Source organism: Yinghuangia seranimata, assembly GCF_029953285.1.
Lineage (GTDB): Bacteria > Actinomycetota > Actinomycetes > Streptomycetales > Streptomycetaceae > Yinghuangia > Yinghuangia seranimata.
This window is the reverse complement of the sequence record NZ_JASAOI010000031.1, coordinates 81,019-93,702: the sequence shown is the minus strand read 5'-3', so window position 1 is coordinate 93,702 and position 12,684 is coordinate 81,019. Positions and strand designations below refer to the sequence as shown.

Genomic DNA, 12,684 nt, shown 5'->3' with positions numbered 1-12,684 from the left:
CCGTCGCCGCGGCCAGGGAGCCGCGTGCCGCGATCACCGGAAGCGCTCCTGGGTCACCCAGCGCAGGTCCAACGCCGCGCGGTCGCGCTTGCGGACCGCGTGCCGCGCGTACAGCCAGGTGAACACGAACGTCGAGGCGAACTGGGCGAGCCCGAAGGCCAGGGCGACGTTGAACTCGCCGACGATGCGCCGGGCCATCAGGTCGCGGGCCATGGTCGAGGCGAGGACGTACGCCAGGTACCAGGCCAGGAACAGGGCCGACATGGGGAAGGCGAAGTCGCGGTAGCGGCGGCGGATCTCCTGGAACTCGGGGCTCGCCTGCACCTGGAGGTAGACGTCCCCGCGCGGGTCCTCGGGGCGCGCGTGGCGCCCGGAACGCGCGACCGGCACGGGACCCCGGTCCACTGGTGCCCGCCCGTACTCCCGTTCTCGGTACGAACTGGTGGTCACGAAAAGCTCTCCTCGTCCGGTGTCCGCCCGCCGGTCGTGCGCGTCGCACCCTCGGGGAAGTCGGGGCGGACCGGTCTTCAGCATGGGCAGTACGCCCGGAACGCGACGCCGGGGCCGCAGCCGATTCACACGATCGGATGAAATGCGCGGCGAGCGCGGCCGCTTCGCCCGGAAGACGTGCAAAAGGGCCCGGAACCACACGGGTTCCGGGCCCTTCCAGGCGGCCGACGCCGGCCGGACGGATCAGGTGTCGATGCGCGACCGGTCCAGCAGCTGCGAGGAGTTGGTGATGAACTCCTTGCGCGGCGCCACTTCGTTGCCCATCAACAGGTCGAACACCCGCTCGGCGGCCTCGAGGTCGCCGAGGTTGATGCGGCGCAGCGTGCGGCGGCGCGGGTCCATCGTGGTCTCCGCGAGCTGGTCCGCGTCCATCTCACCGAGGCCCTTGTAGCGCTGCACGGGCTCCTTGTAGCGGACGCCCTTGCGCTGGAACTCGAGGAGCGTCTGCTTCATCTCGCTGTCGGAGTACGTGTAGTGGTACTTCTCCTGGCCCTTCTTCGGGTTCGACAGCTCGATGCGGTGCAGCGGCGGCACCGCCGCGAACACCCGCCCCGCCTCGATCATCGGCCGCATGTAGCGCTGGAAGAGGGTCAGCAGCAGGGTGCGGATGTGCGAGCCGTCGACGTCCGCGTCCGCCATGAAGATGATCTTGCCGTAGCGGGCCTGGTCGATGTCGAACGTACGGCCCGAGCCCGCCCCTATGACCTGGATGATCGCGGCGCACTCGGTGTTCTTGAGCATGTCCGAGACGGACGCCTTCTGGACGTTCAGGATCTTGCCGCGGATCGGCAGCAGCGCCTGGTACTCCGAGTCGCGCGCCAGCTTCGCGGTGCCCAGCGCGCTGTCGCCCTCGACGATGAACAGCTCGCTGCGGTCCACGTCGTCGCTGCGGCAGTCGGCCAGCTTCGCCGGCAGCGCCGAGGTCTCCAGCGCGGTCTTGCGTCGCTGCGCGTCCTTGTGCTGGCGCGCGGCGATGCGGGTGCGTGCCGCCGAGACGGCCTTCTCCAGGATCGCGCGGGCCTGTGCCTTGTGCGCCCGGTTGGCGGTGCCCAGGAAGGCCTTGAGCTCGCGCGAGACGACGTTGCCGACGATGCGCGCCGCGGCGGAGGTGCCGAGCACCTCCTTGGTCTGGCCCTCGAACTGCGGTTCGGCCAGCCGCACCGTCACCACCGCGGTCAGCCCCTCGAGGGCGTCGTCCTTGGTGATGTCGTCCTCGGACACCCGCAGCAGCTTCGCCGTGCGGAGCGCGTCGTTCACGGTCTTGCGCAGCGCCTGCTCGAAGCCGGCGATGTGCGTGCCGCCCTTCGGGGTGGCGATGATGTTGACGAACGACCGCACACTTGTGTCGTATCCGGTGCCCCAGCGCAGCGCGACGTCCACGCCGAGGTCGCGCTGGACCTCGGTCGGGACCATGTGGCCCTGGTCGTCGAGAACCGGAACGGTCTCCTTGAAGGTGCCCTCGCCGGTGATGCGGATAACGTCGCAAATCGGCCGGTCGGGGGCGAGGAATTCACAGAACTCGCTGATCCCGCCGGAGTAGTGGAACGTCTGCTCGTCGACCGCTCCCGGATTTCGCTCATCGCGAACAACGAGAGTGAGCCCGGGGACGAGAAATGCGGTCTGCCGCGCCCGATTGTGCAGCAGTTCAAGATCGAGTTTGGCGTCCTTGAGGAAGATCTGCCGGTCGGCCCAGTAACGCACACGCGTTCCGGTTCGCGCGCGCGGCACCTTGCCGCCCTTGCGCAGTCCTCCCGACGGCGTGAACTTCGCGTCCGGCCCGGCGGCGGCGAACTGGCCGATCGTGCCGCGCCGGAAGCTCACGCTGTGTGTCGCTCCGCCGCGGTCGACCTCCACGTCGAGCCGCGACGAGAGGGCGTTGACGACGGAGGCGCCGACGCCGTGCAGGCCGCCGGACGCGGCGTACGAACCGCCGCCGAACTTGCCTCCGGCGTGCAGTTTGGTCATGACGACCTCGACGCCGGAAAGGCCGGTCTTGGGCTCGACGTCGACGGGGATACCCCGTCCCTGGTCGCGCACTTCGACCGATCCGTCGTCGTGAAGGACCACGTCGATGCGGGTCCCGTAGCCGGCGAGCGCCTCGTCGACCGAGTTGTCGATGATCTCCCACAGGCAGTGCATGAGGCCGCGGCTGTCGGTCGAACCGATGTACATGCCGGGCCGCTTGCGCACCGCGTCCAGTCCTTCGAGGACCAGCAGGTGCCGTGCCGTGTAGTTGGAGTGGTCGGGCTCGCCCGCCAGCAGCGCGGTCGACTGCGCAGTCGTCTGGGCGGTCACGCGGTGCAACTCCCCTGAGTCGTTGGGTGCGTCGGCTTTTCCGAGTGCAGTTTGCTGTTGGCGCGCCGCGCGGCAGGTCCCACCACGGGTCGTTTCGCCCGCTCCCCCGGTGATCACCCGCGCCGCGCCGACGCAAGGCTACCGGGGCGGGGTGACCGTCCGGCGACGGCTCGCCGCTACAGCCTACCCGAGTCTCGAACCCGTGTTCGATTCACGATCGAGTGATGGCATGAACCGATCCGCGCCGGGGCACGTCCTTAAGCAACAGAGACCACACCGAGACGCACATCACGGAGGGACCCTCGTACGAAGTAAGAGAAAATGGGGTGTGCCCAACCGGGGTGGAACGTGACACGATCACCCCCGGGAACGTTCGAGGCTGGTTTGATGTTGTGAACATCGGAAGCAGTCCTCGTCGAGTAGAGAAGAGGCGACGTGAATTCGGTTCTGACTCCCGCCAGTCCGTTGACGGCCGCCGACCGTTGTGACCGGTGCGGCGCACAGGCATACCTCCGGGTCGTCCTGGCCAGCGGTGGAGAGCTGCTGTTCTGCGCTCACCACGCACGCAAGTTCGAGCCCGAGCTGCGCAAGGTCGCGGTCGAGATACAGGATGAAACCGACCGCCTGACGGCGACTCCGGCCAACGCGCCGGAGGACGAACGCTGACCTTGAGACGTACCCCTTCGACAACCCGACGAGACCCCGTTTGTGCGCTTCCTGAAGCACCCTGATGGATCGCAGCAGTGGCGGCCACCCCATGCGGTGGCCGCCACTGTGGTCTCTACGGCCCCTTCCGCAACACCCGTGGAGCATCGCGCGGGGTGAGTTGCCTCACAGTGCCGCGGCGCCTCACATCCCGGCCGCCTTGCGGATGTCCGCGGCGAACGCCGACACCCGCGTGTAGACGCCTGGCTTGCGCGGCAGCGCGCACCCGTCCCCCCACGACACGATCCCGGCCAGCCGCCCGTCGATCAGCAGCGGGCCGCCGCTGTCCGCGCTGCACGCGTCCTTGCCGCCCTGGCGCAGGCCCGCGCACACCATCGAGGCCTGGTCGTAGGAGCCCATGGCGCCGCCCGGGTACGCGGTGCGGCACGTGGCGTCCGACGTGATCGGGACGTCCACCTGCCGCAGCACCGACGAGTAGTCCCCGCGGCCCGTCGTGTCGCCCCAGCCCAGCACGGTCGCCGGGGTGTCCTCCGCGTACACGTCCTCGCCCGCGCCCACCATCGGCAGCACCCCCGTGGACAGCGGCTCGGCGAGCGTCAGCACCGCCCAGTCCCGCGACACCTCGGCCAGGTCGAACGTCGGATTGGTGTACGAGGACGCCACCGCGACCTCGCGGCCCGCGCTCGTGCGCAGGTCGGTACGGCCCTGGACGACCTTCAGGTCGGACCGCTTCGCGGGCCGGCCGTTCTCGTCGAACATGCAGTGCGCGGCCGTCAGCACCTTGTCCGGGGCGATCAGCGTGCCCGCGCAGAACTGCCCCGAGCGCGCCGAGCCGTACGTCTTCCGGCTCGACAGCGCGACGATCCACGGATGCGTCTCGGTGTCGGCCGGCGAGCCGCCGACAATGACCTTCGGCGGGCCCTGCGGCGCGCTGTCCGCGGCCCACACCGGGCCCGGCACCGCACCCGCGCCCGCCAGCGCCAGCAGCGCCCCGGCGACGCCCGCCGCGGCCCGCCTCCTCCGCCGTACCCGCCCGGCCGCCGCGCCCCGCGCCGACTCCCGGTTCCCGCCCGCGCCCGCACTCCCCGCTGTCGTCACCACAAGCCTCCGTCCCCACCTCGCCGAACACGCTCGGTCCCCGACCAACTACTTTCAGGGAACGGCCATCGGCACCGGGCTGCAACCGGTGCCCCTCCTCGTCGCCCGATCGAGTGAAGACCGAGTGAAGGAGGGCCCGTGCGCGGGCCGTCCGGACACGCGCGAGGGCCCGGAGGCGGGAAGCCTCCGGGCCCTCGTACACCGCTCGTCCGGATCGTCCGGACCGGTTTCGGCGGCCGGATCAGTCCAGGTAGTCGCGCAGCACCTGGGAACGCGACGGGTGCCGCAGCTTCGACATCGTCTTCGACTCGATCTGGCGGATGCGCTCACGGGTGACCCCGTAGACCTTGCCGATCTCGTCCAGCGTCTTCGGCTGGCCGTCGGTCAGGCCGAAGCGCATGGAGACCACGCCCGCCTCGCGCTCGGACAGCGTGTCGAGCACCGAGTGCAGCTGCTCCTGCAGCAGCGTGAAGCTGACCGCGTCCGCCGGGACGACCGCCTCGGAGTCCTCGATCAGGTCACCGAACTCGCTGTCGCCGTCCTCGCCGAGCGGGGTGTGCAGCGAGATCGGCTCGCGGCCGTACTTCTGGACCTCGATGACCTTCTCCGGGGTCATGTCGAGTTCCTTGGCCAGCTCCTCCGGGGTGGGCTCGCGGCCCAGGTCCTGGAGCATCTGGCGCTGCACACGGGCCAGCTTGTTGATGACCTCGACCATGTGGACCGGGATGCGGATGGTCCGCGCCTGGTCGGCCATGGCGCGGGTGATCGCCTGGCGGATCCACCACGTGGCGTACGTGGAGAACTTGTAGCCCTTGGTGTAGTCGAACTTCTCGACCGCGCGGATCAGACCGAGGTTGCCCTCCTGGATCAGGTCCAGGAAGAGCATGCCGCGGCCGGTGTAGCGCTTGGCCAGCGACACCACGAGGCGCAGGTTCGCCTCGAGCAGGTGGTTCTTGGCGCGGCGGCCGTCCTCGGCGATGATCTCCAGCTCGATCTTGAGCTTCGGAGCCAGCTTCTCGCCGGAGTTGAGCTTGTCCTCCGCGAACAGGCCGGCCTCGATGCGCTTGGCGAGCTCGACCTCCTGCTCCGCGTTGAGGAGCGGCACCTTGCCGATCTGCTTGAGGTAGTCCTTGACCGGGTCCGCCGTGGCACCCGCGACGGCCACCTGCTGGGCCGGCGCGTCGTCCTCGTCGTCGTCGGACAGGACGAAGCCCTGGTTCTCGTCCTCCGGCTCCGTCGCCGCCGCCGGGTCGGCCGGCGGCTCGAGCTCGTCGGTCAGGTCCTCGGCGTCGAGCTCGGGCTCGCCGTCCTTGCCCGCGGCCTTCTTCGCCGCCGGGGCCGCGGTCTTCTTCGCCGCGGCCTTCTTCGCCGCCGGGGCCGCCGCCGACTTCGCCGCGGTCTTCTTGACCGCCGCCGTCTTCGCCGCGGGCCTGCCCGGCTCGGCGGCGTCGTCCGCGCCCGGGGCCGCGGACGCCGGTACCGCGGCCCGGGGCGCGGTGCCCGAGACGACGGTCTTTGTGGATGTGCGCTTGGCGGTGCTCTTCGCCGCCACGCTCTTACGGGTGCGCTTGGGAGCCGCGGAATCGGCGGCGTTAACCACGATGTCCACACCCTCCTGGTCAAGGACCTGGTTGAGGCTGCGTAGGACGTTCTTCCACTGGGTGGCCGGGATCTGGTCGGCCTCGAACGCCTGGCGAATCTCGTCGCTGGCGATGGACCCCTGAGCCTCACCCCGCTCGATCAACGCCTTCACGTTGACGAAATCGGCGATCTCCGGGGGAAGCGAACGGGATGTGCTGGCCGACACAAACAACCTCTCGACGGATCTGGACGGCGTTCGACATGAGTCCAGTCGCTCGCCGCCTGGCGAACGACACTCAGGCGGGGGCAGTGTGCAGGAGGCCCGGCCGTGCAGCGACTGTGTGCAACACAGCATTCTGGCACTCGCCGGTATTCCTGAAGGCTGCCACCTTCGTACTCATCGGGCTGGGCGGCGAAGTGTTACGCGTCCCCTCGGTGGCGGGCGTCACATCAGCCCGCGGACCCCTGCGACTCGACGATCCTGACCCCCAGGATCGTCACGTCGTCGTCGCGGTCCTGACCGTCCAGCAGACGTTCAAGGATGCTCGACAAGAGCGATTCCAAACCTCCCGTGGCGTTCCGGGCCACTTCGAGCATCTGCTCGAGGCCCTCGTCGATGCCGCGCGCCCGGTTCTCGATCAGCCCGTCGGAGAATCCGACGAGGATGTCGCCCGGGTCCAGGCGCATCGTGTGCTTGGTGCGCGGCTCCACGACGCCCAGCGGCGTGGAGGCGGGCCCCGCGTCGGCCAGCTTGGCCTTGCCGTACGCGGAGACGATGATCACCGGCAGATGGCCGGCGTCGACGAGGTCCAGGATGCCGGTCTCCGGGTCGATCACGCCGTAGATGAGCGTGGTCAGCGACTCGTCGTCCTCGGTCGCGGTGAACAGGCGGTCCAGCCCCGTCAGCACTGCCACCGGGTCGGGGTCGGTGAACGCCAGGGCGCGCAGCGCGGCCCGCACCCGGCCCATGCCGGCGGCGGCGGTCAGCCCCTTGCCGATCACGTCGCCGACGACGATCGCCACCCGGCCGTCCAGCAGCTTGAAGACGTCGTACCAGTCGCCGCCCACCTCGTAGTCGGGGGCGCCGGGCAGGTAGCGGAAACCGAACTCGGCGCCGTCCACGATCGGCAGCCGGTCCGGCAGCAGGCTGCGCTGCAGGGCGACCGCGGTGCGGTGCTCCCGCTCGTACAGCCGCGACCGCTCGACGGCGAGCGCGCACTGCCCGGCGAACGCCTCCAGGAAGACCCTGTCGTCCGGGCCGAAGGCACGCGAGTCGTGGAACGCGAACCGGATCACGCCCATCGGCGCTCCCGAGCCCAGCAGCGGCAGGACCACCGAGGAGCGGCGCGTGAGCGGTGACGCGGTGCGCGCCCGGCGCATCGCCGGCACCGGCGAGGACTCCTTCGGGTCGTGCTCCGGTGCCGCGCCCAGGTACATCGGCGTGCCCTCGCGCACCGCGGTCAGCAGCGCGTTCGGCCACTCCGGAGGCAGCACGCGCAGCCGCCGGTTCACGCCCGGCCCCGGGACGTTCGGCCACGGGAACACCGGTGCGACGTCGTCGAGGAGCCGCAACTCGGACTCGTCGGCGTCGATGCTGCGGCCGAGTTCGCTGACCGCCGCCTCCACCTCGGCGACGGTCAGCGCGCCGGCCAGGCGCGCGGTCATCAGCTGCAGCCGGGACGTGCGCCACTGGCTGGACCGCAGCAACTCCTCGCGGTGTCGGTGCTCGGTCACGTCCGACACGATCGCCAGCACCGCCTCCACGCCGCCGTCCGCGCCGGGGACCGGTACCCAGCGGGCCTCGTGGTGCCGGGTCTCGTACCAGTCGGGCGGCGACAGGACGATGTCGGTCTCGGTGTACGGCAGGCCGTGCGCGAACACCATCGCGATGGTCTTCTCGATCTCCCGCGCGAGCCCCTCGGGCAGCAACTCGGTGGGGCGGCGGCCGAGATGGTCGGCGGCGGGCACCCGGTTGAGCCGGGCCAGCGCCTCACTGATCCGCAGATAGCGCAGGTCTCTGTCGTAGAGCGCGAACGCCACGGCGGATTCGCCGCCCAGGGCGTCGAGCACCGCCGTCTCGAACGTGTCGGACGCTTCTGATGGGCCGTCCCGCACCATGTCGTCGGTCACTGCCGCCATTCCCCACCTGTCGCCTCGGTCCGCCCGAACGCCTGTGGTGGACCGGTCCGAAAACGAGTCAGACAACGAGGGTAATCACGTCTGCCGTCTCACCGGGAGTGATTGGCACGACTCTCTGTGTACCAATGCGGTGTCCGAACCGGGCGCCTTCGGGCGGGTCGGCGCCGGCGGAGCACCGTCCGGGTAGTGCATGGTTACCCCGGGAACGGGCCGCCGACGCCGCCGTCCTGACGATCTGTCAACCTTCCCGGGGAGCCGGGAACAGGCGTTCCACCTCGGGGTGCACCGCGAGCAGCGAGCGCATCGCGGACTCCGCGCCCTCGCCGTCGCCCGCGGCGACCGCGTCGACCAGGCGCGAGTGCAGCGACACCGAGGCGTCGGACAGGTGTTCGCAGCCGGCGGTGTGGCCGCCGGACACCTGGAGCGCGGACGCCACGATGCCCGCGAGGTGTTCGAGCATGCGGTTGCCCGCGACCTGGAGCAGCAGGCCGTGGAACTCGGCGTCGGCGCGGCCGAACGTCAGCGGGTCGGGCTGCGCGACCGCGCGCTGCATGATCACGACGACCTCGGTCAGCCGCCGGACCACCTCGGGGTGGTTGCGGCAAGCCGCCATGTGCGCGGCCAACGGCTCGATTCCCCAGCGCAGTTCGAACAGCTCACGGCGCTGCGCGTCGCGCTGCGGCCCGCAGGCGCGCCACTCGATGACATCGGGGTCGAGGAGGTTCCAGTCTGCGACGGGACGCACCCGCGTACCGACGTTCGGGCGGGCGCTGACCAGGCCCTTGGCCTCCAGCACCCGCAGGGACTCGCGGACCACCGTGCGCGAGACCTCGAACCGCTGCCCGATCTCCTCGGGAACCAGCGGGCGTTCGGCGCCGACCTCGCCGGCGACGATCATCTGGCCGAGCTGCTGGACGAGTTGGCCGTGCAGGCCGCGGCCGCGGCCGCCGCCGGGCTTGCGGACGCGCATGGGCTCGACGAGGTCGCCGCCGTCCCACGCGTAGTGCTGCGGGGGCAGGGCCTCCGCACCGGTCTTGGGGAGATCCGCGACGGCGACCCGGTACGGGTCGGCCGGCGGCGCGACGGCGGCCGCGCCCGCGGCGGGCATGGTGTGGTGGGGAGCGATACTCACGCTCCTTCATCTCGGCGCGGCGCGCGTCGGGCTTGAGCCGTTCCGGCGTTCCCGGCTGAAAAAAACACGAAAGGGTGATCGGCCTTGCGTCGGCGTCCCTCGTCCGTGGGACGGGGGCTGGTCCACTCGTGCTGAATCGCCCGCTGCATGCCGTTACATCGCCTTTGCACTGGTTGTCGTCAGGCGTCCCGGCGCGCGAAGACGACGACGGCGAGCAACAGCGCCGCCAGCGTCCAGGCCCCGAAGGTCAGCGCGCCGGCCGTCGGAGACAGCCCCCCGCCGCCCCCGATCGCGAGCATGCGGTCGGCCGCGTTGAACGGCAGGTAGCGCACCCAGTCCCGGTACGGCGCGGGCACGGCGAGCTCGGCGGCCCGCGCCGCCAACGGCTCCACGGCCAACGGCAGCGCGACCAGCGCGACGGCGGCGGCCGCCGACCCCCGCGTCACGACGCCGACGCCCAGGCCGAACAGCGCCGCGAGCACGACGTAGCCGACGTACCCGGCGAGCAGCCGCGGCGCGGGGACCTGGTCCCACACCAGCGACTGGAACCCGGGGCCGAACTCGGCCGCCGCGACCGACGCGTTGACCACGAGCCCGGCCACCGCGACCCCCGCCGCCACCAGCGCGGTGACCAGGGCCTTGCCGACCAGCGAACGGGTGCGCCGCGGCAGGGCGATCAGCAGCGACGGCAGAGACACCGCGCGGTGCTCGCGGGTGCAGGAACGCACCGCGAGGAACACGACGGCCATCACCGCCAACGGCGTCGAAGCACCGGCCCCCGACGTGATCAACTGCGCGGCCTCCCCGGCCCGCGCCGGCACCGCGTTGAAGTCACGCGCCTCGACCCAGGTCGCCGCGGCCCCGAGAGCGAGCACGCCGAACGCGGCGAGCCACGTGGTTCGGACGGTACGCAGCCGGGCCAGCTCGTAGCGGATGGCACTCACGCGGTCACCTCGCGGATGAGGGGAACGGACGGAAGGACGAGGCGCCCACGGCACCGGCGACGGGCGGCGGGCGACATGGATCTCGTCGGGCGGGCCCTGAGGACCGCAGCGGCTGCGTGCACGCGGCACCCGGCCCGTGCCTCACGCCGCGCTCGAGGAAGCCCGACGGCTGCGACGGCGGTCCGCCCGCCGGCCCGGGCTTCACCGGTGTGTTCGGCCGGTGCCGCGCGGGGCCGCTCGGTCACGCGTTGACCTCGTCGGCGAACGTCCGCCGGGCGGGGCCCGGGGTTTCGACGGTCGGCTCGGGCGCCTCGGGCTGCTGGCGGCTCAGCCAGCGGCGGCGCTTGGGGCGGCGGTGCGCGGCGGGCGTCGACGGGGAGGGGGCCGGGGTCGGAACGGTCGCCGAGGTGAACAGGGCGCCTTCGATCACGAACGGGTCCGTGTGTGCGGGCGCGCCGTCCGGAACCACTCCCCCGTTCCGTGTCGTCACCGGCCCGAAGCTCAACGGCAGGACGCCCTCGACGGGGTCGGTGATCCGGAACGGCTGGGTCTTCTCGCCGACGTACTGGTCGGCCTGCGGCTCGGCCACGGCGGGGACGGCACGCCGGGCCGCCCTGCCCCGCACACGCCGGGACTTCGCGGCGCGCGCCTCTTCCTCCGCCCGCGCGGCCCGGGCGGCGCGTTCCGCCGTGGCGACGCGGATCGCGGCGGCCAGCGCGCACGACGCGTCGGCCAGGCTGGCCTCGCGCTGCGCGAGTTCGTGGATCAGCACGCCGCCGCGGAAGGCGATCTCGCCGATCCGCGCGCGGTCCGCGCCGGTCACGGTGAGCACCGCGCCGCCGTGCTGGTGCACGAGGAGGCCCTCGGAGCGCAGCAGGTCGGTGAGCCGGTCGACCTGGGGCGTGCGGACATAGACCTCGGGCCCTTCGGCGCGGGTCCTGAAGTCGGCGGCGGACTGGTCGGCGACCAGCCGGCCCCGCGCGAGGGCGAGGACGCGGTCGGCGCTGTCGGCGAGCTCGGTCAGGCCGTGTCCGGCGACCAGCACGGTGCGGCCCTGGGTGGCGTAGGCGCGCAGGAACTCGCGCATCCAGCGCACGCCTTCGGGGTCCTGGCCCGCGGAGGGCTCGTCGAGGACCAGGGTGTGGGGGTCGCCGAGCAGCGCGCCGGCCAGCCCGAGCCGGCCCAGGGCGCCCGCGGACAGCGCCCCGACCCGGACGCCCGCGACCGGGGCGAGCCCGACCAGGTCGAGCACCTCGTCGACGCGAGCGCGCTTGATGCGGTACGCCGCGGCGAGCACCCTCAGTTCGGTGCGGGCCCGGCGGCGCGGTTCGGAGGGGCGGTTGCCCAGCCACGCGCCGACCTCGTGGACGGGGTGCCTGAGGTCGCGGTAGCGGCGGCCGCCGAAGAGCGTGCGCCCGCGCCCGCGCTCGAGCTGCAGCATGAGCCGCAGCGCGGTCGACTTGCCCGCACCGTTGGGTCCGACGAGCGCGGTGACCTGGCCGGGGTGCACCGTGAACGAGAGCCGGTCGACGGCGACCGCGCCGCCGTACTTCCGCGTGAGCCCCTGGGCCTCGATCATCGCCACGTCCCTCGCGCCGGGATGCCCGCGGACCTGCGGACATTTCGCACGGTACATGGACGAATACGCTTTTCTTCGGATCCATGCCGCATAAGCGGCGAAGAATCTGAATAGCAAAGGAGAAGTTCAAGTCTGGACAGAGCTCGCGCGACGGAGGGACCATCGAAAGACCGACCACGATCGCGCCCGGAGGCCGGCATGTCCCCCATGTACCCAGCCCCCATGTATCCAGGCGTACCAGGCACCCCGACCGCCCCGCCCCCACGGGCCGTCGACACCCTGGCCCAGCTGCGCGGCGGTTTGTCCGCGTCGGCACCCGCCGACTGGGTCGAGCAGCTCCGCTCGGGCCTGCGGCAGCTGCGCGACGAACTGCGCGAGCACATCGCCGCCACCGAGGGCCCGAACGGGCTGTACGACGAGGTCCGGCGCAGCGATCCGAGACTGGCCTGCGCGGTCACCCGACTGCGCCGCGAGCACGGGAAGCTGAGCGACACGGTCGACGAGCTGAGCGCCTGGGCGTCCGAGGCCGAGGAGGACCCGTCACGGCTGAACGCGGTACGGCCCCGGATCCGGGCGCTGCTCAAGCAGTGGGGCAGCCACCGGCGGCGCGACACGCAGCTCGCGTACGACGCGGTGTCGCTGGACCTGGGCGGCCAGGACTGACCGGGACGAACGAGGGTGCCGCGGACCCCGCGGCACCGCTTTCATGCCGCCCTCCACCGGATAGTAGCCATGTACTT

The 12,684-nt window shown here is 71.6% G+C and carries 10 protein-coding genes; 2 read left to right on the top strand and 8 right to left on the bottom strand.

The features are described 5' to 3' along the window. Positions 1-33: 33 nt before the first annotated feature. The gene (locus QI554_RS21285) at positions 34-450 is read right to left on the bottom strand and encodes a DUF485 domain-containing protein (protein WP_425528016.1); all 417 of its coding nucleotides are present in this window, start codon (positions 448-450) and stop codon (positions 34-36) included. 243 nt (positions 451-693) lie between these two features. Next, on the bottom strand, positions 694-2,805 hold the full coding sequence (locus tag QI554_RS21280; RefSeq protein ID WP_281471754.1) for a DNA gyrase/topoisomerase IV subunit B: 2,112 nt from the start codon (positions 2,803-2,805) through the stop codon (positions 694-696). Positions 2,806-3,240: 435 nt separating this feature from the next. On the opposite strand from QI554_RS21280, the gene QI554_RS21275 reads away from it, so the two are divergent. Continuing rightward, on the top strand, positions 3,241-3,471 hold the full coding sequence (locus QI554_RS21275) for a DUF7455 domain-containing protein (protein ID WP_281471753.1): 231 nt from the start codon (positions 3,241-3,243) through the stop codon (positions 3,469-3,471). 183 nt (positions 3,472-3,654) lie between these two features. Here the strand turns inward: QI554_RS21275 and QI554_RS21270 are convergent, their stop codons facing one another. The 6 genes from QI554_RS21270 to QI554_RS21245 form a co-directional block, all read right to left on the bottom strand. Beyond that, entirely contained in the window at positions 3,655-4,569 is a 915-nt protein-coding gene (locus QI554_RS21270; protein WP_281471752.1) for a S1 family peptidase, read from the bottom strand. Between the two features lie 241 nt (positions 4,570-4,810). Further along, positions 4,811-6,382: an RNA polymerase sigma factor gene (locus QI554_RS21265; protein WP_281471751.1), complete on the bottom strand. Its 1,572-nt coding sequence runs from the start codon at positions 6,380-6,382 to the stop codon at positions 4,811-4,813. A gap of 218 nt (positions 6,383-6,600) precedes the next feature. Further along, positions 6,601-8,289 (bottom strand): SpoIIE family protein phosphatase, encoded by a 1,689-nt coding sequence (locus QI554_RS21260; protein WP_281471750.1) that lies wholly within the window; start codon positions 8,287-8,289, stop codon positions 6,601-6,603. A 238-nt stretch (positions 8,290-8,527) separates the two neighbouring features. After that, positions 8,528-9,397, bottom strand: coding sequence for a FadR/GntR family transcriptional regulator (locus QI554_RS21255; RefSeq protein WP_425528019.1), 870 nt, complete (start codon positions 9,395-9,397; stop codon positions 8,528-8,530). Between the two features lie 203 nt (positions 9,398-9,600). Then, positions 9,601-10,365, bottom strand: a complete 765-nt coding sequence (locus QI554_RS21250; RefSeq protein WP_281471748.1) for a hypothetical protein — start codon at positions 10,363-10,365, stop codon at positions 9,601-9,603. Positions 10,366-10,606: 241 nt separating this feature from the next. Next, positions 10,607-11,944, bottom strand: coding sequence for an ABC transporter ATP-binding protein (locus tag QI554_RS21245; protein ID WP_281471747.1), 1,338 nt, complete (start codon positions 11,942-11,944; stop codon positions 10,607-10,609). A 222-nt stretch (positions 11,945-12,166) separates the two neighbouring features. Here QI554_RS21245 and QI554_RS21240 point away from each other — a divergent pair, with 222 nt between their 5' ends. Then, positions 12,167-12,607, top strand: a complete 441-nt coding sequence (locus QI554_RS21240; RefSeq protein WP_281471746.1) for a hemerythrin domain-containing protein — start codon at positions 12,167-12,169, stop codon at positions 12,605-12,607. Positions 12,608-12,684 lie beyond the last annotated feature (77 nt).